Annotated in this window: 26 protein-coding genes; 12 read left to right on the plus strand and 14 right to left on the minus strand. The window is 35.9% G+C overall.

Translation table 11 applies throughout. The features are described 5' to 3' along the window. Positions 1–3: 3 nt before the first annotated feature. Genes YQ22_RS06910 through ileS form a run of 3 tightly spaced genes read right to left on the minus strand, consistent with a single transcriptional unit; the run spans position 4 to position 4,449 of the window. Positions 4–624: a hypothetical protein gene (locus YQ22_RS06910; protein ID WP_071340600.1), complete on the minus strand. Its 621-nt coding sequence runs from the start codon at positions 622–624 to the stop codon at positions 4–6. A gap of 39 nt (positions 625–663) precedes the next feature. Beyond that, positions 664–1,047, minus strand: a complete 384-nt coding sequence (locus YQ22_RS06915; protein WP_058104814.1) for a TraR/DksA family transcriptional regulator — start codon at positions 1,045–1,047, stop codon at positions 664–666. 3 nt (positions 1,048–1,050) lie between these two features. After that, positions 1,051–4,449: an isoleucine--tRNA ligase gene (ileS, locus tag YQ22_RS06920; protein WP_071340601.1), complete on the minus strand. Its 3,399-nt coding sequence runs from the start codon at positions 4,447–4,449 to the stop codon at positions 1,051–1,053. A 188-nt stretch (positions 4,450–4,637) separates the two neighbouring features. Between ileS and YQ22_RS06925 the strand changes: the two genes are divergently transcribed. Next, a complete protein-coding gene (locus YQ22_RS06925; RefSeq protein ID WP_071340602.1) occupies positions 4,638–5,042 on the plus strand; it encodes a hypothetical protein in 405 nt (134 codons plus the stop codon). A 55-nt stretch (positions 5,043–5,097) separates the two neighbouring features. On the opposite strand, the gene YQ22_RS06930 is transcribed toward YQ22_RS06925, so the two are convergent. The 4 genes from YQ22_RS06930 to YQ22_RS06945 form a co-directional block, all read right to left on the minus strand. Next, entirely contained in the window at positions 5,098–7,509 is a 2,412-nt protein-coding gene (locus YQ22_RS06930) for a TonB-dependent receptor (protein WP_071342524.1), read from the minus strand. Then, on the minus strand, positions 7,502–8,230 hold the full coding sequence (gene recO / locus YQ22_RS06935; RefSeq protein ID WP_071340603.1) for a DNA repair protein RecO: 729 nt from the start codon (positions 8,228–8,230) through the stop codon (positions 7,502–7,504). The genes YQ22_RS06930 and recO overlap by 8 nt, the downstream gene beginning before the upstream one ends. Before the next feature lie 119 nt (positions 8,231–8,349). After that, on the minus strand, positions 8,350–9,693 hold the full coding sequence (gene gdhA / locus YQ22_RS06940; RefSeq protein WP_071340604.1) for an NADP-specific glutamate dehydrogenase: 1,344 nt from the start codon (positions 9,691–9,693) through the stop codon (positions 8,350–8,352). Between the two features lie 160 nt (positions 9,694–9,853). Then, on the minus strand, positions 9,854–11,008 hold the full coding sequence (locus tag YQ22_RS06945; RefSeq protein ID WP_071340605.1) for a cystathionine gamma-synthase: 1,155 nt from the start codon (positions 11,006–11,008) through the stop codon (positions 9,854–9,856). Positions 11,009–11,092: 84 nt separating this feature from the next. Here YQ22_RS06945 and YQ22_RS06950 point away from each other — a divergent pair, with 84 nt between their 5' ends. Then, positions 11,093–11,830 carry a DUF3298 and DUF4163 domain-containing protein gene (locus YQ22_RS06950; RefSeq protein ID WP_071342525.1) on the plus strand — a complete coding sequence of 246 codons (738 nt, stop codon included), beginning with the start codon at positions 11,093–11,095 and terminating at the stop codon, positions 11,828–11,830. Positions 11,831–11,832: 2 nt separating this feature from the next. On the opposite strand, the gene YQ22_RS06955 is transcribed toward YQ22_RS06950, so the two are convergent. Then, positions 11,833–12,297, minus strand: a complete 465-nt coding sequence (locus YQ22_RS06955) for a DinB family protein (RefSeq protein ID WP_232231342.1) — start codon at positions 12,295–12,297, stop codon at positions 11,833–11,835. A 118-nt stretch (positions 12,298–12,415) separates the two neighbouring features. Between YQ22_RS06955 and YQ22_RS06960 the strand changes: the two genes are divergently transcribed. After that, positions 12,416–12,769, plus strand: coding sequence for an arsenate reductase family protein (locus YQ22_RS06960; RefSeq protein ID WP_071340606.1), 354 nt, complete (start codon positions 12,416–12,418; stop codon positions 12,767–12,769). Beyond that, a complete protein-coding gene (locus tag YQ22_RS06965; RefSeq protein ID WP_071340607.1) occupies positions 12,766–13,671 on the plus strand; it encodes a DMT family transporter in 906 nt (301 codons plus the stop codon). Before YQ22_RS06960 ends, YQ22_RS06965 begins: the two co-directional genes overlap by 4 nt. On the opposite strand, the gene YQ22_RS06970 is transcribed toward YQ22_RS06965, so the two are convergent. Then, positions 13,668–14,225 (minus strand): GntR family transcriptional regulator, encoded by a 558-nt coding sequence (locus tag YQ22_RS06970; RefSeq protein WP_198033522.1) that lies wholly within the window; start codon positions 14,223–14,225, stop codon positions 13,668–13,670. The genes YQ22_RS06965 and YQ22_RS06970 overlap by 4 nt on opposite strands. A 168-nt stretch (positions 14,226–14,393) precedes the next feature. Then, positions 14,394–14,867 (minus strand): acyl-CoA thioesterase, encoded by a 474-nt coding sequence (locus YQ22_RS06975; RefSeq protein ID WP_071340609.1) that lies wholly within the window; start codon positions 14,865–14,867, stop codon positions 14,394–14,396. 122 nt (positions 14,868–14,989) lie between these two features. On the opposite strand from YQ22_RS06975, the gene YQ22_RS06980 reads away from it, so the two are divergent. The 5 genes from YQ22_RS06980 to trxA all read left to right on the plus strand — a co-directional run bounded on the left by YQ22_RS06980 (position 14,990) and on the right by trxA (position 18,746). Beyond that, positions 14,990–15,964, plus strand: coding sequence for an NAD(P)H-dependent flavin oxidoreductase (locus tag YQ22_RS06980; protein ID WP_071340610.1), 975 nt, complete (start codon positions 14,990–14,992; stop codon positions 15,962–15,964). Between the two features lie 9 nt (positions 15,965–15,973). Then, positions 15,974–16,936, plus strand: a complete 963-nt coding sequence (locus YQ22_RS06985; protein WP_071340611.1) for a YheT family hydrolase — start codon at positions 15,974–15,976, stop codon at positions 16,934–16,936. Between the two features lie 170 nt (positions 16,937–17,106). Continuing rightward, the gene (locus tag YQ22_RS06990; protein WP_071340612.1) at positions 17,107–17,586 is read left to right on the plus strand and encodes a c-type cytochrome; all 480 of its coding nucleotides are present in this window, start codon (positions 17,107–17,109) and stop codon (positions 17,584–17,586) included. Positions 17,587–17,724: 138 nt separating this feature from the next. Beyond that, on the plus strand, positions 17,725–18,414 hold the full coding sequence (locus YQ22_RS06995; RefSeq protein ID WP_071340613.1) for a DsbA family oxidoreductase: 690 nt from the start codon (positions 17,725–17,727) through the stop codon (positions 18,412–18,414). A 35-nt stretch (positions 18,415–18,449) separates the two neighbouring features. Beyond that, positions 18,450–18,746 (plus strand): thioredoxin, encoded by a 297-nt coding sequence (trxA, locus tag YQ22_RS07000; RefSeq protein WP_071340614.1) that lies wholly within the window; start codon positions 18,450–18,452, stop codon positions 18,744–18,746. Here trxA and YQ22_RS07005 read toward each other — a convergent pair. Further along, positions 18,743–19,846: a lactonase family protein gene (locus YQ22_RS07005; RefSeq protein WP_071340615.1), complete on the minus strand. Its 1,104-nt coding sequence runs from the start codon at positions 19,844–19,846 to the stop codon at positions 18,743–18,745. The two genes, trxA and YQ22_RS07005, sit on opposite strands and share 4 nt — an antisense overlap. A 160-nt stretch (positions 19,847–20,006) precedes the next feature. Between YQ22_RS07005 and YQ22_RS07010 the strand changes: the two genes are divergently transcribed. Further along, positions 20,007–20,258, plus strand: coding sequence for a hypothetical protein (locus tag YQ22_RS07010; RefSeq protein WP_156894539.1), 252 nt, complete (start codon positions 20,007–20,009; stop codon positions 20,256–20,258). A gap of 23 nt (positions 20,259–20,281) precedes the next feature. On the opposite strand, the gene YQ22_RS07015 is transcribed toward YQ22_RS07010, so the two are convergent. Then, positions 20,282–21,913, minus strand: a complete 1,632-nt coding sequence (locus YQ22_RS07015) for a SulP family inorganic anion transporter (protein WP_232231345.1) — start codon at positions 21,911–21,913, stop codon at positions 20,282–20,284. Positions 21,914–21,995: 82 nt separating this feature from the next. Then, complete coding sequence (locus YQ22_RS07020; protein WP_071340617.1) at positions 21,996–22,970, minus strand: phytanoyl-CoA dioxygenase family protein; 975 nt, start codon at positions 22,968–22,970, stop codon at positions 21,996–21,998. Between the two features lie 144 nt (positions 22,971–23,114). Between YQ22_RS07020 and YQ22_RS07025 the strand changes: the two genes are divergently transcribed. Continuing rightward, positions 23,115–23,963 carry a helix-turn-helix domain-containing protein gene (locus YQ22_RS07025; protein ID WP_058104793.1) on the plus strand — a complete coding sequence of 283 codons (849 nt, stop codon included), beginning with the start codon at positions 23,115–23,117 and terminating at the stop codon, positions 23,961–23,963. A gap of 82 nt (positions 23,964–24,045) precedes the next feature. After that, positions 24,046–24,573 carry a DUF421 domain-containing protein gene (locus tag YQ22_RS07030; protein WP_071342527.1) on the plus strand — a complete coding sequence of 176 codons (528 nt, stop codon included), beginning with the start codon at positions 24,046–24,048 and terminating at the stop codon, positions 24,571–24,573. A 55-nt stretch (positions 24,574–24,628) separates the two neighbouring features. Here YQ22_RS07030 and YQ22_RS07035 read toward each other — a convergent pair whose 3' ends face one another. Next, positions 24,629–25,546: a nicotinic acid mononucleotide adenyltransferase gene (locus YQ22_RS07035; protein ID WP_071340618.1), complete on the minus strand. Its 918-nt coding sequence runs from the start codon at positions 25,544–25,546 to the stop codon at positions 24,629–24,631. Positions 25,547–25,614 lie beyond the last annotated feature (68 nt).

Below are 25,614 nucleotides of genomic sequence, written 5' to 3' on the forward strand. Positions count from 1 at the left end.
ATATTATTCGGTTTTACTTAAAAGTATATTACCGGTAATGGTTTCCAGCAAAAAAGAGGATGTACCAAAAGGAATAGGGTTCCTAGAAACGTCACCATATTTACTGGCCGTTGTAATATTCGCAGCTTTTGCAACAACACTAATATTACCACTCTGAGTTTTCACTTTAGTACTTCCTAATACATTATTTAAAAAGCACGCCCCATCTGATAAAGAAATATTAACTTCTTTATAAGCACCCTCCACAACTACCCTTGCATTTGTTCCAAAAACTTCCAATTTTTTCTGAATCGGCATTATAATTTTTATGGCTATCGATATTACTTTATGGGCACTTAATTTATCGTTCGGATTTTTAAAATTGGGAGTAAAACCCGTATCTAATAAAAGGGTATTGCCATTGGTAAACACTTCAATTCCTAAATCTTGGCTATACTCGCCTTCTATTTCGGTCTGTACGGTAATTTGGTTATCATTGCTTGTTTCTACTTCAACAATAAAGCAATTGGTAGCATCTACCTGAATTAGTTCTATGTGATCGTCCAATACATTTTTATACACTTTCTTTTGTGCATTAACCGCAAAAGAGCATAATAGTAGGCAACTAATTATAAAACCTTTCAAAACTACAGCTATTAAAAAACGCCCCTAAAGGCGTTTTAATTATGATTGCATATTTTTTGCTTCAATACTTAGAGTAGCATGGGGCACCAGTTTTAATCTTTCTTTATTGATTAATTTTCCGGTTACACGACAAATACCATAGGTTTTATTCTCTATTCGTAAAATTGCATTCTTAAGGTCACGAATAAATTTCTCTTGCCTAATAGCCAATTGGGTATTAGCTTCTTTGCTCATAGTCTCTGACCCTTCTTCAAAAGCCTTAAAGGTAGGTGAAGTATCATCTGTACCATTATTACCATCATTCATATAAGCACTTTTTAACAGCTCTAAATGACTTTTAGCTTTCTCTATTTTCTCTTCGATCAATTCTTTGAATTCTGCCAAATCCTTGTCAGAATATCTCACTTTTAAATCTTCTGCCATCTTTTAATGTTTTTCAATAAACAATTTAGTGTTCACCTCGTCAAAAGCAATTTCAACGCCTTTATCCAACTTTTCTTCAAAATTTAATTCGGCCGTCAAAGTTTCTGTTTTAATATACTCAATATTATCTTCTATAGCTACTTCAACAAAACCATCTTTCAATATTTTAACCGCAATTTTATCCGTTACTTCAAAACCTGAATCTTTTCTAATGTTCTGAATTCTATTTACAAGTTCTCTTGCGACACCTTCATTTCTTAATTTGTCATCAATAGTAACATCTAAAGCTACAGTTAATTTACCTGATGTTGCCACCATCCACCCTTCAATATCTTGAGAGGATATTTCTACATCTTGTAACTGTAAAGTAATACTTTTATTTTCTAATTGGATTGTTAATTCGCCATCTTGCTCAATTTTTTGGATATCATTCTGCTCAAAAGCATTGACAACTTGGGCAATTTGCTTCATTTCTTTACCAAATTTAGGACCTAAAGTCTTGAAATTAGGCTTAATACGTTTTACCAATATACCTGAAGCATCATCTAACAACTGAATTTCCTTAACGTTAACTTCAGATTTTATTAATTCTGAAACCGCCTCTATTTCTTCTCGATCTTTGGCATCAAGAACAGGAATCATGATTTTCTGTAATGGTTGGCGCACTTTAATTTTTTCTTTTTGACGAATTGATAACACCAGAGATGATATGATTTGTGCTTTATGCATTTTCACCTCTAGACCTTCATTAATTACAGATTCATCCACTACTGGAAAATCTGCCAAGTGCACACTTTCAAAACCTTTTTTAACCGTAGCTTTATTCAAATCTAAATATAGCCTATCCATAAAAAACGGAGATATAGGCGCGGAGAGTTTTGCCACCACATCTAAACAGGTATATAGTGTTTGATAGGCCGCAATTTTATCTGCAGCATATTCGCCTTTCCAAAAACGTCTTCTACATAAACGCACGTACCAGTTACTTAAATTCTCTTGTACAAACTCTGAGATAGCCCTTGCCGCACGTGTAGGCTCATACTCCTCATAAGCACTATCTACCACTTTAATCAGTGAATTAAGTTCAGATAAAATCCAACGATCGATCTCTGTACGTTGACCCAAAGGAATATCTTCTTCAGAGTATGTGAACTGGTCTAGATTTGCATATAGCGCAAAGAAAGAATATGTATTATATAAGGTACCAAAAAACTTACGTTTAACCTCTACAATACCTTCCTCGTCAAATTTTAGGTTATCCCATGGGTTTGCATTGCTTATCATGTACCATCTTGTAGCATCTGCACCATGTTCGTTCATGGTATCGAACGGATCCACGGCATTACCCAATCTTTTGGACATTTTTTTGCCTTCCTTATCTAAAACCAAGCCATTGGACACTACATTCTTATATGCAACCGAATCAAAGACCATTGTTGCAATAGCATGCAAGGTGTAGAACCAACCACGTGTTTGATCAACACCTTCTGCAATAAAATCTGCTGGGAACGTTTTTCCTTCGTCTATTAATTCTTTGTTTTCAAACGGATAATGCCATTGGGCATAAGGCATAGACCCACTGTCAAACCAAACATCTATTAAATCACTTTCGCGTTTCATAGACTTACCAGAAGCCGAAACCAAAGTTATTTGATCTACAATGTTCTTATGCAAATCTATTTTATCATAGTTCTCATCGGACATATCGTCTACAACGAAATCTGCATAAATATCCTTTTCTAAAACTCCTGCTTCCAGAGCTTTAGCCATTTCCGACTTTAATTCTGCTACAGAACCTATAATTATTTCTTCTTTGCCATCTTCGGTTCTCCAGATCGGTAATGGAATTCCCCAATACCTTGACCTTGAAAGATTCCAGTCGTTCGCATTCGCCAACCAATTACCAAATCTACCTTCACCAGTTGCTTTTGGTTTCCAGTTGACCGTCTGGTTCAATTTAAACATTTGATCCTTAACTTCAGTAACCTTAATGAACCAAGAATCTAACGGGTAATACAAAATAGGCTTATCCGTACGCCAACAGTTTGGGTAACTGTGCACATACTTCTCAACTTTAAATGCCTTGTTTTCTTCTTTTAATTTAATAGCGATCTCAACATCAACAGATCGCTCTGGTGCGGTACCATCTTCATAATATTCGTTTTTAACATACTTACCGCCCAATTCTTTAAGCTCTGGCCTAAATTTTCCCTGTAAGTCTACTAGAGGCACTAAATTACTGTTTTCATCCAATACCAACATTGGCGGAATTTCCGGCACTGCTTGTTTTGCCACAAAAGCATCATCTGCACCAAAAGTTGGAGCTGTATGCACTATACCCGTACCATCTTCTGTAGTAACAAAATCACCAGCAATTATCCTAAATGCATTTTCTGCATTTTCATACGGCAACACATAATCTAACAGTTGCTCATACTTAATGTTCAATAAGTCTTTACCCTTAAATTCTTTTACGACATAAAAAGGAATTTTTTTATCACCAGACGCAAATGACAACAAATCCGATTTCTCCGACACCTGATTGTATTTACCCGAAAATTGTTTCCCTACCAAATTCTTGGCAAGTATAACGTTCATAGGTTTAAACGTATATTGATTATACGTTTCTACTAACACATAATCAATTTTTGGCCCTACAGTTAACGCAGTGTTAGACGGCAATGTCCAAGGTGTCGTCGTCCAAGCTAAAAAGTAGACAGTACCTTCGTTTTGTAAAAAATCCGGTAAGGTTTCTTCTACTGCTTTAAATTGTGCCGTAACCGTGGTATCCGTCACATCTTGATAGGTACCCGGCTGATTTAGTTCATGTGAACTTAATCCCGTACCGGCTTTTGGCGAGTACGGCTGAATGGTATATCCCTTGTATATTAATCCTTTTGAATAAATCTGCTTTAACAACCACCAGACCGTCTCCATGTACTTAGACTTGTAGGTAATGTAAGGGTCTTCCATATCAACCCAATACCCAACTTGCTCCGTCATTGAGTTCCAAACATCAGTGTACCTCATCACTGCCTTTTTACAGGCAGCGTTATACTCCTCAACAGATATTTTTACCCCAATATCTTCTTTTGTAATCCCAAGTTCTTTTTCTACACCCAACTCAATCGGTAGACCGTGGGTATCCCAACCCGCTTTTCGTTTTACTTGATAACCTTTCATGGTCTTATACCTTGGAAAGATATCTTTTATGGTACGAGCCATGACATGATGTATACCCGGCATTCCGTTAGCCGACGGAGGACCTTCATAGAATACATAACTATCTTTACCCTCACGAGTTGATATACTTTTTTCAAAAATGGCATGTTCTGACCAATAGTCAAGTATTTCTTCTGCTACCTTTGGTAAATTTAATCCTTTATATTCTGCGAACTTCATACAAAATGCTTCTAGTACTGGGTTTTAAAGGCTGCAAAATTATAAAATTTTGAGCAAAAAGGAGTGTATTGAACCTACTGAAATGCTTATAAACCACCGTTTAGAACATTTATTAACAAGTTGAACATCCAAAAGTTAAAATTACACGTATATTATTGCGAACAATTAACCATTAAACGTTTACACAAATGAAAAAAGTAATTTTAGGATCATTAGCAATTTTAGCACTTAGTATGTCTGTTTCTTGTAGAGATGCTGCGGACAAAGCCAAGTCTGCAACTGAAGAAGCTGGAGCTGCATTAGAGAATGCAGGAGAAGAGTTAAAAGAAGCCGGTAAAGAATTGGAAGAAGCTGGTGAAGGCGCTATGGATGCTGCTAAAGAAGCAAGCGAGAATGCCATGGAAGCTGCCGAAGATGCTGCTGAATCAGTAAAAGAAGCAGGACAAGAAGGTATGGAAGCTGCTAAAAAAGCAGGACAGGACGGAGTTGACGCCGCAAAAAAAGCCGGTAACGATGTGAAAGATGCTGCTAACGAAGCTGCAGATAAAGCCGCTCAAAAAGCTGCAGAAGTTGAAAAGGCGGTTAAACACTAATCATATCCTTTTTATATAATTTTAAAAGACCCGTAATTTACGGGTCTTTTTTATGTCAAAAATAGTAGCCCAGGCCCAAAATAACATTAATACCCGGAGCCACAATACCAGACGAATATGTTCTATAACGCTGGTCCGTTAAATTTTCCACATTAGTGGTTATTTTAATAGTACGGGAAACATCGTATTGCGAACGAAAATTCAATGTGTACCACGATGGTGAAAACGGATTACCATTTTCATCAATTGCATAGATATAATCTTTTTCTTGTTCTGACATCGCAAGATCGTCATATGCTACTTCACCATTATAATTTACGAATAGATCTGTACGGATTCTTTGGTTTTTCCAAACAATATGAAAATCACCAAAAGTGGGTGCCGCATGTCTCGCCGCTGTTTCAGTACCATCATCTTCCTCTTCTACACCTTCGGTTAAGGTCAAATTAGATGACAATGACCATTGTTCTGACAAGTACGCTTCCAACCCAAATTCAAAACCATAAACGTAAGCTTTTGCCGCATTTTGTATAGCTTGCACATTACTGAGCTCACCACCATACATTATCTCAGATACACCATTATAGCTAAAATCCCTTCTAACCAAAGCATCAACCAAATAGGTGTAGTAGGCAGCTCCTTTAAGAATGATCTTATCATTGATATTACGCTGAACACCTATTTCGGCATTATACGCATATTCTGACTCTAAATCTGGATTTGGCACAACCACCGAACCTGGTTCGGAATCAAATATTTTACCGACATCGTCAATATTGGGAGCTCTAAAACCTGTTGATCCATTTAAGGTAACCTGAAGGTTTGCCCTTGGAAACCAGCTAAAACCCAAACTACCCGTTAACGCCCCTGTACTTAAGTCAGCTTTTTCAAAAGGAAAGTTATAAAACGTATCGTCAAAAACAGCATTAACCCAAACATGGCTATACCTTAAACCGGACATTAAGGTAAAATTCGGTTTTGCTTTATATTCGCCATTTACATAGCCGGCCAAACTTTGCCAAGAAGAGCCGTCTGGATATCTAGATGCGGCATTTGTTTTTTCATTGGTATTGACATTAAGATCAAAACCATTGGACCTTACTTTATTATAAATATATTCACTACCATAATATAGTTTAAAATCACCAATTTTTTTATTCTCGAAATCTACATTGAAATTATACGCATCTACCTGTTCTTTTGTAGTATTTTTTATTTCGTCTTGAAAATCCCTATTAATTCTACTTTCCTCAAAAAATTGATAGGCCATACCAAGTTTTAAACCATCATACACTTTTCCGTTTCCTTTTTTTAGCAGCTGGGCATTACCCATAAACCACTTTTGAGGACCATAATACCATTCGGCCGAACGCAAGCCTAGACCATCACTTGTTGGCCTAATCAACCGGTCATACCTAGAATAGTTGGATGTTTCACTATAATATGCACCCAAATTCAAATCCCATTTAGAATTAGGCTTGAATAAGAATTTCTGCATCATATTAATTTGATCATAACCCGTAGTTACCTGTTTTTTAGGATTACGGTTTTCTACCAGCTCATCTTCACCATTTACCGTTTGTACATAGTTGTTTCGCAAATATGAATCAGGACCATGTGATCCCATTCTCAAATCTTGAAAATTGTTATATGTCATACTAGTGAACGATGCCCATTTATTCAGTCCTAAGTTGACATCTGCATGAAGCGTATTTTCTTTATTGGCCGATGAAAATCTATAATTTGCTTTTCCGCTAACCAATAGACTGTCGTTTTCAGACAACATTGGTTTGTTCGTGTAAAAATTCATTACCCCTCCAATGGCATCACTTCCATAAATTACAGAGCCCGGTCCAAAAATGACTTCGGTATTCTTTATGGTATAAGGATCTATAGATATTACATTTTGCACGTTTCCTCCTCTAAAAATAGCATTGTTCATTCTAACACCATCAACAGACAATAACAATCTATTGGTAGCAAAACCCCTGATCATAGGGCTACCACCACCTAACTGACTTTTTTGCACAAACACCTTACCGCTGTTTTGAAGTAAGTCTGCAGAAGTTTGGGGCGTGGTAAATGTAATGGAACGTGCATCTAATGAAATAATTTTATTGGGAATATCTCTCTTTTGCTGCTCCCATTTAGAAACGGACATAACTACTTCATCTAATTCTTGGGCTTTCATAACCAAGTACACTCTATTCCCTTGTCGTTGAAGCTGTTGTTTTGTGGTATTGAACTCTTGATAACCAACATGCTTTAACGTAATACGTTCTTTATAACCGAATACTGAAGCATTGAATACCCCATCAAAATCGGTCAAGGCAATTTTTGATTTATCTTTATTAAATACGGCTACATTGGAAATTTGCTCTTCACTGTCTCCATCTAAAACAGTTATTTTTTGCGCATTACCAAAACAACTAAACAATAAAAGTGCAATAATTAGATACTTAGACATACGTATTAAATACTTCATTTAAAACGGCAAGCGACTTCGGTTTTCTAAATCCCTGTAAATGTAATTCAAAGTAAAGTATTAAGGATTTCAATAATTCCTGGCGATTGGTTTTGTTCATTTTTATGGTATGAATTGCATCAAAATTTGTGCCTAAGAAGGATTTGAAAAAATAAATATTTTCACCTTTTAGATTGGGGTTTAATGATTCTTTTTCGGCAAACTCACCCTCCAAAAGATCAAAATAAGGCTTATCTATCTGATATACATCTGGGTAAAATCCTAAAAACCTTGTTAGTGACAACATAAAATACAGATGAAAATTTGCAACATTCCTATGCATATCCAACCACTGTAGAGATGCCTCTAAAAACTCAAATAATTCTTCGTTTCTTTCTTCTTCCCGTATGCTGTTCCCCAGCAATTCCGCTAAAAACAAAGTTATTGCATTTTTTGCCATATCTGCATATAAGCTTTGGTAATGATAAAAAACCTTAGCCTCTTTGAGCGTCTCTAAACTACCTTTGTTCATGTGGTTGGCAACGATTTCCAGTTGGGTCAACGGCTGAAAATATGCTGTCTTTAATTTACCTTTTTTAGAAGATAGGACTCCTCTCAACAAATATGATTTAATTCCGTCCGATGCCGTAAAAGCTTTAACAATAAGGCTGGTGTCGCCATATTTTATCGCAGAAAATATTATAGCCTTGGTCGTTACCTGCATTTTAAAACATCTATTACAACAAAGATAGTTGTTTGGTATTTGGTAAATGAGATGCATAAAAAAATGCGAGAACCCAACTAGGTTCTCGCATTATAAAATTTATACTTTAAGGTAGTAACCTAGATTACACCTTGAGCTAACATAGCATCGGCTACTTTTACGAAACCAGCAATATTGGCTCCTTTTACGTAGTTACAGAAACCATCTTCCTCTTTACCGAATTCAATACATGAATCATGAATATCTTCCATAATATCCTTTAAACGCTCATCTACCTCTTCACGAGTCCAGCTTATTCTTAATGAATTCTGAGACATTTCTAAACCAGACGTTGCAACACCACCAGCGTTTGATGCTTTACCAGGTGCAAACAAAATTTTTGCATTGTTGAATTCATGAACCGCATCTGCATTACAAGGCATATTAGCACCTTCCGCAACACATATACAACCATTCTTTAATAGGTTTTTTGCATCTTGCTGGTCCAACTCGTTCTGAGTTGCACATGGCAAGGCAATATCACATTTTACGTTCCAAGGCCTTTCGCCGGCAAAAAATTCTGCAGAAGCATATTTATCTGCATATTCAGATATACGACCTCTTCTATTATTCTTTAAATCCATTACAAAAGCAAGCTTTTCGTCGTTAAGACCATCTTTATCATAGATATATCCGCTAGAATCTGAAAGGGTCACCACTTTTGCACCTAGAAGAATTGCTTTCTCCGCTGCATACTGAGCAACATTTCCTGAACCTGAAATTACCACAGTCTTACCATCAAAGCTTTCATTTTTGGTCTTCAACATACTTTGAGCAAAGTACACGGTACCATACCCAGTAGCTTCTGGTCTAATTTTAGAACCACCCCAAGAAAGACCTTTACCAGTTAAAACTCCAGTAAACTCATTACGTATCTTTTTGTACATACCAAAAAGGAAACCAATTTCACGTGCACCCACGCCTATATCACCGGCAGGCACATCTGTATTTGGACCAATATGACGATTTAATTCTAACATGAAAGCATGACAAAAACGCATTACTTCATCATCAGATTTTCCTTTAGGGTCAAAATCAGAACCACCTTTACCACCGCCCATTGGCAGGGTTGTAAGGCTATTTTTAAACACTTGCTCAAAAGCCAAGAATTTGAGAATACTAGCATTTACCGTTGGATGAAAACGTAAACCACCTTTATATGGTCCAATAGCAGAATTCATTTGAATTCTATATCCACGGTTTACATGTATCTCACCATCATCATCTACCCATGCAACCCTAAACGAAACCAAACGCTCTGGCTCAACCATTCTTAAAAGAATGTTCTTACCATTATAAATTTCGTGCTTTGCAATATATGGTATTACTGTTTCTGCAACTTCTTGAACTGCTTGAATGAATTCTGGTTCGTGACCATTTCTGGCAATAACCTCATCCATAAATGCTTTAATTTTATTTTCCATAAAGCTATTTGAACTAATTTAAATTATTGATTTCAAAATATAACGGCAAAATTATGCTATTTGTGTAATTTGATTGCTTATTTTTTTAAAATTCGATAAAATTTGTTGTTTTAGCAACAAACTACCTCAACTTACTGCATTTAATTTAACATTTAGGCCATTATGCTATAGCTTGATCTAAATCTGCAATTAAATCATCAACATCTTCTATACCAACGCTTAATCTTATCAAAGCATCTACGATGCCACTCTTTAGTCGTTCTTCTTTCGGAATACTTGCATGGGTCATACTCGCAGGGTGACCAACCAAACTTTCAACACCACCTAACGATTCGGCCAATGTGAATACCCGTAACCTTTCCACGATCTTTATTGCCTCTTCATAACTACCGCCTTTAGGTACAAAAGAAATCATTCCTCCAAAATCATTCATTTGTTCTTTTGCGATCTTATGATTGGGATGATGTTCAAACCCTGGCCAATATACTTTCTCAATTTTTGCATTATTGTACAAGAACTCGGCAATTGCTTTTCCATTTTCACAATGACGCTGCATACGCACATGCAAAGTCTTAATTCCCCTTAACACCAAAAAACTATCCATTGGTCCACAAACCGCTCCACTGGCATTTTGTATAAAGTATAATCTATCCGCTAATTCTTGATCCTTAACCACCAACGCTCCTACAACCGTATCGCTATGTCCACCCAAATATTTGGTTGCCGAATGCATTACGATATCTGCCCCAAGTTCTAATGGTTTTTGTAAATACGGGGTCGCAAAGGTATTGTCTACCGCCAACAGAATATCCTTATCAATGGTTAAAGATGCTATAGCCTTAATATCGATAATATTCATCATTGGGTTTGTAGGCGTCTCTACCCAAATCAATTTTGTCTTCGAGTTGATTTTTTCTTGAACGGCATTTGCCCCCTGCATACCTACGAAATGGAAAACTATTCCGAATTTTTCAAATATCCGCTTAAAAATTCTATATGATCCTCCATAAAGGTCGTTTGTAGAAATTACTTCATCACCAGGTTGTAATAACTTTATAACTGCATCTATCGCTGCCAATCCGCTGCCAAATGCCATACCATGAGTACCCCCTTCAATACTTGCCAATGAATTTTCTAAAGCCGTTCTTGTAGGGTTTGCACTTCGTGAATACTCATACCCCTTATGCCCTCCAGGTGTAGTTTGCGCATAGGTTGAGGTTTGATATATTGGAGGCATTACCGCTCTATAACCAGGATCGGGTTTTTGACCACCATGTATGGTCTTGGTGTTAAATTTTAAGTCTTTGGAGGCCATAGTAAAGTATTTACCATACAAATGTATCGTTATCTTTTGGGGAATACAATGATGGTGTATTTTTACATGAAATCTAACTTTTACATGAAATATACGCTTTCGTTCCTGCTTTTTGGTCTGCTACTTATTGCCTGTAACAATAAAAACCATCTACCCTTTGAACCCTATACCGTTTCTACCGATTCTTGTGAGAATTGCACTAAAGTCAAGATAGAAATACCACATGCGACAGCGAACACAAAACTTAGCAAAACTATTAATGCTGCTTTGGAGGGTGAAATTATAGCTCTATTGAATTTTGATGAGGAGAGCGATGCAACAAATTTAATTGAAGCAAAAAATGCTTTTTTGAAAGATTATGAGGAGTTAAGCAACAAGTTTTTGGAAGAATCAATCCCATGGGAGGCAACAATTGAAGGCGCCATCTCTTTTGAGAACGACACGCTTATTACCATTAATCTTATTTCCTATATCTATACCGGTGGGGCACATGGCTATGGCACCAACAGATTTTTGAATTTCAACAAACTGGAAGGTGCGGAATTATATCAAGAAAATCTATTTCATGACTTAGATGAATTCACCCATTTTGCAGAATCGCTCTTTCGTAAACAAGAAAATATCCCAATGGAAGGTTCCATAAACAGTACGGGGTTTATGTTCGAAACTGAACAATTTTACCTGCCTACGAATATAGGATATACAGAAGACGGACTGTTACTGTTTTACGAACCTTACGAGATAGCTTCTTTTGCTGACGGACCAATAACCTTGTTGATTCCATTTAGCAAGGCAAATCCATATTTAAAATACCCCAAGTAACCCTAGGCCAAATGTTTTAACAACAATGATATTTGCCCTATATGTAGCCCTTCATGAAATAAATTAAAAGCTATGGCATCATCAACATTTTTCAGTGTCACCCTTGCACTCGTGGTATACTCTTTAAAAGTTTTAAATAGCTCCGTATTATAATCTTCTATAAGCCATTCTGCCGTAGATATCAAGAAATCTGCAATCATCATCATCTCTTCATCAGAAGCTGTGCCATCGGGCACTGTACCTTTCATAAACTTATCCACTAAATTATCTGGCACGCGCATTTGAAGTCCACTGAACTTATAAATCAGAATCTGTTGAGTAATCACGGTATGGGCTATATTCCAATACACATTATTATTAAATCCTTTCGGAATTTTTAATAATTTATCTTTTGATGTTTTTGTCAATATCGCATGTAAGTTTCTACGATTCTGCAACATTACCTGAAAAATATTCTCTGTCATCATTTCACATTTAATACCCAGTAAAAATAGCACAATTAATGTTATTTGGGTTTCTTTGTAGCACCAAAGCCTTTATTGAAAACAATATTAAATACTGCTTACCAGTAAGCCTAGCATTAAAATGAAAAAAATATATCACTTAAGTACTTGTTCTACGTGCCAACGCATTATTAAAGACCTACAGCCCCTTGTTGATTTTGAACTGCAGGATATAAAAACCCAGCCTATAACTAATGACCAATTAGAGCAAATGCAAAGCTTATCAAACAGCTACGAAGCATTATTTAGTAAAAGAGCGGTATTATACCGTGAGAGAAATTTAAAAGAACAAGAGCTCTCAGAAGATGACTTTAAAAGTCTAATACTAGAACAATATACTTTTCTAAAAAGACCTGTGATCATTGTAGACGACCAAATTTTTATTGGTAACAGTAAAAAAGTGGTTGAAGCCGCTAAAAAGGCAATACATTCGTGAACAAGCGATTACTAGCTATACTTGCAGCCATTGGTGCCACCACTATATATGCATTGAACCATACGATTGCAAAGGGGGTAATGCCCCATTATGTACAACCTTTTGGTTTTATTATTTTAAGAGTTTTAGGTGCTGCCATTTTATTTTGGCTGATTTCTCCATTAGGACCAAAAGAACGTATTGATCCAAAAGATTATGTACGCATGCTCATCTGTGCACTATTGGGCATGGCAATGAATATGTTAGTATTTTTTAAAGGATTATCACTTTCAACTCCCATTAATAGTTCAGTACTCATTACCACTTCACCAATTATAGTACTGATTTTATCAGCCATCATTTTAAAGGAAAAAATATCTGCCAGAAAAGTTATTGGCATTGTAATAGGATTGCTAGGTGCCTTAGGGCTAATCTTATTTGCTACAGAAGTTAGACAAGATGCACCTAATATTCCATTAGGCAATTTTTTGATTTTTCTGAACTCTATGTTTTATGGCTCTTATCTTGTATTGGTAAAAGTGCTTATTAGTAAATATCACCCATTTACCTTTATGAAGTGGCTCTTCTCATTAGGGGTACTAATATGTCTACCGTTCGGTTTTGAAGAATTTATGGATATTTCGTGGAGCACACTGCCTTCTGAAGCATATTTTGGTATTGGCTTCGTTATTTTAGGAACTACCTTTTGTACGTATCTATTTAACATATTTGCCCTAACGCAATTAAAGGCATCAACCTTAAGTGCCTTTGTATACGTACAACCTTTGGTGGGTATTGCTTATGCGGTACTTACTGGACAAGATACTATTACTACCGTAAAAATTGTTGCCGCATGTTTTGTACTGCTTGGAGTTTATCTATCCAGTAAAAAACCAAAAAAACAACAACTTCAAGAACATTAAAGGTGTGACCTCTTATTGTTTTCTAGATGAACGGCTATACTCCTTACCGCTTTTTCCTCATCTCGTTGATGCATGGCAGATACTATGTCCAAATGTTCTTGCATAATTGTTTTTAGAGGTCTATTTAACCCCACTAAATCCATAAAAGGTAAAATTTTTGCAGATTTAAACAATTCATACAATGTTCTATTTCCACAATTTCTGGCAATAAACTCATGAAAATATCTGTCAATTTTATAAAAGACATATGCATTTTGTGGTCCTTTTTCAAAGGGGACTAATAAATTTCTTAAATCGTCTATTTTTGATTGAGAAGCATTTTGAGTAAAAAGCTTAACGGTCATTGTTTCAATTGCCATTCGACAATCGAACATTTCCGCAATTTCCTGTTCAGACAATTCTCTTACAGTAAGACCATTATCTAAACTACCCACCAACAAACTTTCTTGTCGTAACTGCAACAATACTACCGGTATGGTATCGTCTTTAATATTTAATGTATGAGATAACCTATGCTCGGTTATTAATTGACCGGGAACCAATTTTTTGGTCACGATCAATTTTTTTACCCTCCCGTATGTTTCTTGAAATATTTCTTCTGGTAGGCTAACCATAAAGTAAATACATAATTATTGGTTCGTTAAAAACTACAGCTTTTTTGGGGGGAACTCAACTGTAATTGTTTCGGTCAACTAAAAATAAACTATTTGAACTTGAAAATTCTATAAATTTTTAGGAATTTTCATGAACTTTCTAGAGTCTTCTTTTGTAAGCACTTTGAAATGCTCTCCTTTTTCTATTTCACTGAATTTATTTAATAAACCTTCTGTTAACCCAGTCAGCTTTCGGGTTTTTAAATCTATCCAAGCACCCATCATCTCACACCTTGCAATATTCTCTCCTTTATGGTTATAGAAGCTATGATGAAATTCAAAGAACTTACCATCTTCGCTTAAACCCATAATTTCTAATGAAACCTTTATAGGCTTACCAGGAAATGCCTCTTTAAAATAATATACATGCTCATAAAAAACTACTGGTCCTATTTCATGAATTGCCATTGTCTTATGATCAAAGCCTTGTTCAATTAAAAAAGCCATACGGGTATGACTCATGAAATTAATATATGCCGAGTTTGCTAAATGCCTATTTGCATCTACGTCACTCCATCTTATTTCAAAATCTTTAAAGTACATATTTATAATTTTTTGCTATGCATGCATAATACTTCATAAAAATAACATAGTTTTGAAACCTAAGAAACAAAGAACACCGTTTTTTATAGTTATTTTTAAATAACGTTCTAAAACACATCGATATGGCTGATAAACCTGGTTTTATAAAAGAATTGTCCCTTCCTGCTGTTGCAGCACCAATGTTTTTAATTTCTGGTCCACAACTGGTTATTGAATGTTGTAAAAATGGAATTGTTGGTACTTTTCCTGCCTTGAACCAAAGAACCAGTGAAGGGTTTGAAGAATGGTTGGTAGAAATTAAGTCTGCATTAAAAACCTATGAGGAAGAAACCGGAAAAAAAGCTGCTCCTTTTGGAGTTAACCTAATAGTACACCCAACAAACCCAAGATTAGAAGCTGACATTAAATTGTGCGTAAAACACAAAGTACCATTGATTATCACTTCTCTAGGTGCTGTTTCACAAGTTGTTGACGCCATTCATAGTTACGGCGGTTTAGTTTTTCATGATGTCATTAAAAAACGACATGCCCAGAAAGCTGCCGAAGCAGGTGTAGATGGGTTGATTCTTGTAGCTGCTGGTGCCGGTGGACATGCTGGTACATTGAACCCAATGCCATTTGTTGCTGAAATAAAAAAATTCTTTAATAAAACCATTCTTCTTTCGGGCTGTATAAGTACTGGTAGAGACATAGCTTCTGCTTTACAAATGGGTGCGGACCTAGCCTATATGGGAACCCGTTTTATCAACACTACCGAAAGTAAAGCAACTCCAGAATATCGTAAAATGATTATTGATGCCGGTGCAAGCGATGTAGTCTACACTGCATCTATTTCTGGTGTACATGCCAATTTTTTAGCAGCTAGTTTAAAAGCTGCAGGTATTACCGAAGAAGACCTTAAAAAAGATGTAAAGATCGATTTTGGCAAAGAGCTAGATACCGAGGCGAAAGCATGGAAAACCATTTGGTCCGCAGGTCAAGGTTCTGCCCTTATAGAGGATTCTTCATCTGTTGCAGAATTGGTTAGCAACCTTAAAACTGAATTTAAAGATGCTATTGAAGAGCAGATAAAGGTTCTAGAAACATACCCAAAGTAAAACCTGAAAATGCCCTTAGTACACTCTTCATATAACCCGCCATTATTTTTTAAAAATGGGCATATTTCAACTATTTATGCAGGGTTAATTAGAAAAGTTAATGATTTAGAGCAAATACGAATTCGTATTGATTTGCCCGATACAGATTTTTTAGATTTAGATTGGAGCTATGCTACAACACCTTCAAAAAAACTGGTCATTATTATTCATGGATTGGAAGGAAGCTCAAAAAGGGCCTATATAAAAGGTAGCGCAAAGATATTGTCTAAAGCTGGTTATGATGTTTGCGCTATAAACCTAAGAGGGTGTAGCGGTGCAACCAATAAACTCTACCGCTCATATCATTCTGGCGCTACAGATGATTTACGATCGGTGATAACGCATATTACTCAATTAGATGAATACCACAGCATTTATCTACATGGCTTTAGCCTAGGCGGTAACCTTCTTCTTAAATATTTGGGGGAAAAAAGAGATGTCCCTAACACCATAAAAGGTGCCGTTGCTATATCAGTACCCTGCCAATTGGCAGATTCCCTAGAGCAATTACTGCAGTTTAAAAATGCAATATACGCCAAAAGGTTTAAGGGAAACCTTATACAAAAACTGAAGCTAAAACAGCAATTGTTTCCTGATCATATCTCAAATACCGATATTGAAAATATAAAAACCCTTAAAGACTTTGATAATATCTACACCAGTAGAGCACATGGTTTTAAAGATGCCTTGGACTACTACACACAAAGTAGCAGCTTACAGTTTCTAAAATATATAAAAGTGCCTACACTAATCATCAATGCCTTAAACGACTCTTTTCTTGGTAAAGATTGTTATCCCATAAATATTGCTAAAAACAACAAGAAGATATTTCTAGAAATGCCCAAATATGGTGGGCATGTGGGTTTTTATGGAAAAAACAACTTTACATACTCAGAAAAACGCACTTTGGAATTCTTGGATAGCATCACCTAATATTTTGCTTGTACTCACAATAAATATCATAAGTCTATAATAAATTGTTATCCTGTTACATTTATTGATTAAAAACAAGCATACATCTACTCCAAAAAGGTACTGAGACACGTAAAAATTCATATATTAGTCGCTCAATTTACAGACAACACTTAAAATTTAGTAAACGTATGCGCAAATTATTCACTTTATTAGTTCTTGGCTCCATGATAATGAGTTGTGGTGAAAAGAAGGAAGAGAAAAAAGAAGGTTTTGAAATGAACAGGACCAAAAAAGAAACTAAAAAAGAAACAGCAACTGAAGGTGTGCCTGTTGATTTAGATAATAAAGGTGTTGGTCCTATAACCAGTGTTACTTTTGACGATGCTGTTAATGAAGATATGGCTACTGCCGGTAAAGAAAAATTTCAAGCTATCTGTACTGCTTGCCATATGGCAGAACAACGTATGATCGGACCTGCGTTAAAAGGGGTTTACGAGCGTAGAAGTCCTGAGTGGGTTATGAACATGATCATCAATCCAGATAAAATGTTAAAGGAAGACCCTATTGCCAAAGCATTATTGAAAGAATATAATAATGCCATAATGCTAAATCAGAATTTAAACGAAGAAGAGGCTCGTAATATAGCAGAATACTTACGTACGTTATAAAAAACGCCAACCTTAATATACCTAAAGCCCTTTCATAATTTTGAAAGGGCTTTCTTTTTTAAAATACATTAGAACATAATACATGTAGGTTTTGCCATCCATTTACGACCAATTAGATGTAGTAAAATTGAAAGACATATGAAAAACGATAAAATAAAAATAGATATAGTTTCTGATGTAGCCTGCCCTTGGTGTTATGTAGGTAAGAAGCGATTAGAAAGTGCAATTAAACAATGGGATGGTACCGAAATTGAAGTAGAATGGCATCCTTTTCAGTTAGACCCCAGTATACCAAAAGAAGGTCTGGATAGAGATACCTATCTCACCAATAAATTTGGAAGTTTAGAAGGACCCATGGAAATGACCAAACGCTTAGAAGAAAGTGGTAAAGCAGAAGGTATTAATTTTAACTTTGGAAAAGAGTGGTTAGCGGTTAACACCTTGCCATTACATCAGCTTTTACATGTAGCAGGAGAAGAAGGGTTTAAAGATGCTTTGAAAGAACGGTTCATGAGAGCTTACTTTGACGAAAACCTTCATTTGAACGATGTTGACGTTCTGAGCAATATTATGGCAGAATATGATTGGACTGCAGAAAAAACAAATTGTATTATAAATGATGACTCTATTGCTTATGCGGTAAAACAAGAAATAGCTCACTACCAACAACGTGGTGTAAACAGTGTTCCTTTTTTTATTATCAACGATAAATATGGCATTAGTGGAGCTCAACCCCCAGAAGCATTTTTAGAAGCCTTTAAACAAATTGCTCCTCTAAAAATCATAGCTAACGGTGATAGCTGTGACCCTAATACAGGAATTTGCTAATTTAGAACAGTATTTAATTATTAAAACTTAAAGATATGAAAGCATCATTTTCTGATATCATTGGTGGGGAAACTCCAGTATTAGTAGACTTTTTTGCAGACTGGTGCGGACCATGTAAAACTCTTGCCCCTATTCTTAAAGACGTGAAAGAGGATTTGGGTGACGATATTAAGGTAGTAAAGATCGATGTAGATAAAAATCAGACCTTAGCATCTAAATATCAAGTAAGAGGTGTGCCAACCATGATCCTATTTAAAAACGGCAAACAGGTATGGAGACAATCTGGAGTTATACCAAAGAATGATTTATTGCAAATAATAAATTCTAATTAATAGAATTTTAAACATACGGGACTGGGCAAATCAACCTGGCTTACAAAAGTTAGGGTTCCATTTTTTTCATCTCTACTAAAAACAACAATATTGTTGCTTCGTTGATTTGCCACCAGTACAAATTTACCAGAAGGATCTAAAACAAAATTTCTAGGCCAATCTCCTTTTACAGGTTCCCTACCTACTAACTTTAGTTTACCCGTAGTTTCATTTACTTGAAATATAACTACGGTGTTCTCACCTCTGTTTGTACCATACAGAAATTTACCATCAGGTGATAAATGAATATCCGCACAATAACTTTCCCCTTTAAAAGTAGCATCAACAGTATTATATGTGTCCAATTCAACGAATTGCCCTGAAACATCTTTAAAAACAGTTATCGTTGAATTCAACTCATTGATGACATAAAGAAAATTTCCATTTTTGGACGTTACAAAATGCCTTGGACCAGCACCTTCGGCAACGACTAATTCTTCTTGCCCACTAGAATCAAACTTTTCTTCTGTTTCGCTATATATCCTGATTTTATCAAGACCTAGATCAGTTACCACCAACTCATCATTAAAGAACATTGCCATGTGAGCATGTGCCGTTTTGGTCGAATCTAAAATTTTATGATCTATTATTTGAGGATCGTTCCTTAAATCACCATTTTCCAATGTATTATATACCGCCACATTGCCTCCTGTGTAATTTGCAACGGCAACTAACCTACCAGTTACATCTACACCAACATAACACGGGTTGGCACCATAAGTTGATTGCTCGCTAACCTTAATTAGTGTAGTATCTTTTACACTAAAGGTGGTAATTGAACCTTCATCTTTTTTATAATCGTCTACCTCGCTAACTGCGTATAAGGAATTTCTATCTGGTGAAAACGCTATATAAGAAGGATTCTTAATTTTCGCTGTTAATGATTTGTTCGTCAATTCACCTGTATCAGTATTTAAATTGAATGTATAAATACCCTCACTTCCATTATCTGTATATGTTCCCACAAAAAGAACTTCTTCATTTTCTGATTCTTCCATCTTACAACTGTTTACCACAATCAAACCTAATACGCCCAACAAAAATCCGATACTATATTTCATAAACTTTAATTAAATGGCCAAAAGGCAAGATACCGTATAAATTTTGCCAAAAATATAAAAGAATTGTAAAATCATTAAGATTTATTCAGTTATATATAACAAAAATCGAATTTTATCTACATATAAGAAAGAGAAGACAATGGGGTACAGCGGACAACCTATGAAGGTAATAAAGGCAAATAGAGCATTACTTAAAAAAAGTAGAAGCTTTAGAGAATTGCGTAAAGATTATGTAAGCCATGCCCAAGCAACAAAATTACATTTTAAAAAACTCACTGATATTGAGCGTAAAATTGTACGAAATAAAATTAGAGCGCAAGCAAAAAAAGATAGCATACTAGAAATAGGAATCTACCTCATTTCTTTTGCTATCGTTTTGGGTACTTTTTATGCCATATTCTATTATGGGTAGACCAGTAACTTAAATCACGATTTCTACAAACCCCATAATTTAAAAGGGTTTTGGGTTTCCGGATCCTTATCCTTTTTCTTAGCCAGAGGTTTATCAACCATTACTTTATACGTAGGATCTTCCATTACATTTACATCTATAATATCATCTGCATTTGCTAATAAGCGAATACAGTCCTTACTCAAATGGCGCAATAAAACTTTCTTACCTACTTGGGCGTAGCGTTCTGTAATTTTGTTCAATGCCTCTATACCACTCATATCAGAAACACGGCTTTCCTTAAAATCTATAATAATATGGTCTGGATCACCTTGAACATCAAATTTTTCATTGAAAAGGGTTGTAGAACCAAAGAATAACGGACCATAAATTTCATAATGTTTTACTCCGTTTTCATCTATGTGTTTTCTAGCTCTAATTCTTTTGGCACTTTCCCAAGCGAATACCAGTGCAGAAATAATAACACCTATTAATACCGCTAATGCTAAATTGTGCAAAAACACCGTAATCAAGGTAACCAATATCATTACAAAAATATCTGATTTAGGCATTCTTCTCAATGCTTTGAAACTTGCCCATTCAAACGTTCCCACTGAAACCATGACCATAACCCCAACCAATGCAGCTATTGGCACAAGTTCAATTACCGGCGCGCCAAAAAGTATGATCAACAATATGGTCAACGAAGCAATTATACCAGACAACCTTGCCCTAGAACCTGCAGATAGGTTAACCAATGTTTGCGCTATCATTGGACAACCACCCATTCCACCAAAGAAACCGTTTAATATATTGGCACCACCTTGCGCAACACATTCTCTGTTACTATTACCTTTTGTACCTGTAATTTCATCTACCAAGTTTAAAGTTAGCAGCCCTTCGGTTAAACCAACTGCCGCCATTATTAATCCATAAGGCAAAATAATTTTGAAGTCCTCAAACGTAAATGGAATTTGGGGTATGTGAAAAGTAGGTAATGTTCCACTTAGCGACTTTAGTTCCTCTCCTGGTAATGTATCTTGATTAATAATATCAACTACCTGCTTGGTATCAATATTGAAAAAATATACTATTAAAAACACAACAATAATTCCAATTAAAGATGCCGGTACCGCCTTTGTAAGCTTTGGAACAAAAACAATTATTGCAATTGTAAATAACACCAAACCTAACATGGTATACATTGCAGGTCCCGTAAGCCAAACCGCAGCATCGCCCACACCTACTTTAAATTGATCCATCTGGGCCATAAAAATAATGATGGCCAAACCATTAACAAACCCGAACATAACAGGCTGTGGCACTAGACGAATAAATTTACCGAGCTTTAAAAAGCCAATTATCATTTGAATAACACCTGCCAAAGCAACCGCCCCAAAAACATATTCTAGTCCGTGGGAATTCATTAAGGCCATAAGTACTACCACAGTTGCACCCGCGCCACCAGAAATTAGTCCGGGTCTTCCTCCAAAAATAGATGTGACCAAGCCCATAATAAATGCGCCGTACAAACCTACCAAGGGAGAAAATCCTGCAAGAATTGCAAACATCAATGACTCAGGAATCATTGTCATTGCAACCGTTAATCCTGCTAAGATTTCATTTTTATAATCTACCTTCTGTTTAAAATCGAATATATTAAGGTACTTCTGCATGCTCTATCATTTAAAGGGCGCAAAAATAAGCCATATTTACCGGCCTCGCCACTAACAAGCTAATTATTACCAAATTATCTGTTTACCAGTCTTTTAATCCTAAAAGCTTCTCTCCTAATGGCGATAATTTTGCAGTTTCATATTTAGTCTGCTCCCATTTTCTTGGGTCGCCAGGAAATGCAAAGCCTTCTGGCGCTACCCTATTTTTCCAAGAGTTTATTCTCCAATTCTTAAGAGCCTGGTTTTCTGGCTCAGCGGGCATCATTGAAATGTATTGCGCTATTCTAACTTTATCTTTAGATTTATTGGGTCGTATACCATGAGGTTCTGTACTATTGAAAATCAAAAGATCGCCAGCATTCATTTTTACTTTTACTATTTTATCTTCCAATCCTTTTAAACTGGGTTTAAATCGATCTCGGTCATTGGGCTGGGTCAGTTTCCATGAATCATAATTTCTATATAGCCAGGGTATACACTGAAAACCACCCATATTCTCATCTTCTTGATCTGCGAGGGCCAAAACACCCTGAACATTCTGGGGCTTTGTTTCTGGATCATAATCCCAATGAATAAATCCCTTTTTATCTACTCCTTCCGGCAATGGAAAATTCAAATTTGCACGATCAATGGTTACCCATAGTTTTTCTGTTCCCCAAACGTCTACAAAGGCATCATAGACCTTTTGTGTTTGCCTGTTGTTCCACAGATGTTGATGATTGTATACCTCAACCATACCTGTACCTGTTAGCTCTTTCATTTGCATTTCTGCCCTTGGAGCTGCATACCATGTAGATTTGTCATTGGGATCTTTTTCATCGAACTCCCAAAGAAAACCTGCAGTAGCCTTAGCCTGATCCAAAGGAACTGCATTTTTAACTACCACATAGCCGTTCTCTTTCCAAAATTTCCAATCATCTTCACTGAGTACACGTAGCGGCTTTCCATTGGTACGATCATTTAGTTTCTGTTTACTACTAGTTGCCGTAGACGGATTTCCTGGAATATCTACGTGAGCTTTGTTGCCCTGCTCTGCATTATTTTTTGTCTGTTTCATCTTATAAAATTTAAGTCGTTATACCATAACAAAGCTATTGAGCCTTAGCAACTTAAACCACCGTAATATTGACCTAAATTTGAACAATATTGATTTAGATGGACTTGACACCTTGTATATTGCGCAATTTTGTTACATTTAATTATGAAAGTTGAATTAGAAACCATTGAACCCGCAACAAAAAGTCCGTTCCGTTTGTTGCACGACCCTAAACTGAGTCATCTCTTTTATTGGCACTTTCACCCTGAATATGAAATCGTTTATATTGAAGGGGCAAACGGTACAAGACATGTGGGCGATCATATTTCCGAGTATGAAGAAAATGATCTTGTTCTCATTGGATCCAATATACCACATTTGAATTTTGACTATGGTGTAAAAACCACTTATAGAGAAGAGGTTTTACACATAAAACCCTCTTTTAAAAACACCTATGTAGACCCAATACCAGAATTACAAAGCCTGAATAGATTACTAGACTTATCAAGATATGGAATTGCCTTTCATGGAAATACAAAAAAAGAAGTAGGGGAAATGCTAAAAGAACTACACACCCTTAAACCATTTGAATATTTTATGGCCATTATGGCTATTCTTAAAAGACTTTCTCAAAGCAACGAGTTTCAACTACTACATAAGAAACCTTATAAAAATAGATACAGCAAAAAGGAACAAAGTAGAATTCGTGACATTTATGCATTGATCGATGAGCGCTACCAAGGAAAAATCTCTGTGGACGAGGTTGCCAAATTCTGCAACCTGACCAAACCGGCTTTTTGTCGTTACTTTAAAAAAGCCACAGGCAGTACATTTATTGAGTTTTTAAATCAATATCGAATTAGCCAATCTAAAAGAATGCTTTTAACAGGCAAAAACGTAAGTGAAACCTGTTTTGAATGTGGGTTTGAAAGCTTGTCCTATTTCAATAGAACTTTTAAGAAAGTAACAGGAGAAAATCCGTCGGCATTTAAAAAAAGATTGCAGACCCATTAAATGAAGTAGTATTCTATTGTATTGAGTATACTATAGGGCCATTGAGTTGCTACCTTTAGGTGTAAACCCTAAAACCAACATAATGGAAATTTTTGACCCACTTTCAATAAAAACAGTAATTCAAATATGCGTTGCAGCACTGTTTGTTTACGTATACATGATGTTCATTACCCGAGTTACCGGTAAAAGAACATTTGCAAAAATGACCAGTTTTGATTTTGCAGTGACCATAGCTATGGGATCCATACTTGCAGATGCCGTAAACAAACCGGTAGACAATCTAATGCCAGCTTTAGTTTCCTTAGCCTTATTGGCTGGTCTACAAGCTTTGTTCGCTAAATTATTGTCATCTTCTGATGCTGCGCAACAATTTATAACAAACACCCCTATTTTGCTTATGGAAAATGGCACCATATTAAAAGACAACCTTAAAAAGGCATTGGTAAGTGAAGCTGATTTAATGGGTAAATTAAGAGAGGCCAATGTGCTACAATTATCTCAAGTAAAGGCTGTTGTTTTTGAAACTACCGGTGATATTTCTGTACTGCATTCCAACGACCCTATAACTATTGATTCCATTATTATGGGAGATGTGAAATCTCAAGCATAAAAAAAATGCCCTCTTCTACTTGAATTGGGCATTCTTAAGACAATCAACCTAAAAACTATTTTGCTTTCTTCCTTTCAACATTCATTGTTGGGTTAGAAGATTTACTTCTTTTTTTACTTTCATCGTATCCTTTACCGGACTTTAAGTATTCTATATATCCCCTGCCCCTAAACTCATACGTTGTTCCACTATCTGGGTGATATAATTCTATAGTGCTGTCGTTTATGACATATAGTTCAAAGTAATCATCACTAAAAAAATCATAATCCAAGGTCAGCGTTTTTAAAGAGTTATCTCCTTGAACGTTATATACCTGGTAATCTCCCTCAAAATCCCACTGCAGATTAGAAATACTTGTATTGGGCGTATCTAATGAAGATCTAAAGAAATTAGGTAGAAATTGCAGGTAATTTTCTTCATCAAAATCATTTAACGCGCCTGTTTCACTTGTATAAATTTTTTCCCACGCATCATACTCCTGCAAAAAGTAATTGATGTTATCGTAGAATACCATGTCATAATCAAAATTGTTGATCTGATATCCTTTTAAATAGTACGAAGTATCAGTCCCGGCATCATACAGCTCAATGGTATTATTGTTAACGGCATACACTTCTAAAAACCAAGACCCATCAATATCATGGTCAATATCTACAGTACCTCTAAGAGTACCATACGATCCTACGTCTATACCATAACCACCACCGGTCTTACCTATACCCACTATATTATTGTTAGCGTAAAAGACCCCTCTATCAAAAGAAACCGTAAATGCCCTTTGTAAAAAAGGAATTTCACCATTGCCTCGTGTAGCATTGATATCTACATACCAAAGGTCATAGCTCTGTAATACTTGATCGGTATTAAAGGCAGATTCCTCAATGAAATCATCTTCAATAATTACCTCTGTATAACAAGAAACCAACATGGTGGCCAAAAGAAAATATCCTGTAAGTAGTTTTATCGTTTTCATATGATTTCATTTAATTGATTATTTACCTAGAAACAATCTCCATGCCAAATTTTACATAAGACTGATAC

Source organism: Maribacter sp. 1_2014MBL_MicDiv (assembly GCF_001865655.1).
GTDB classification, from domain to species: Bacteria; Bacteroidota; Bacteroidia; order Flavobacteriales; family Flavobacteriaceae; genus Maribacter; species Maribacter dokdonensis.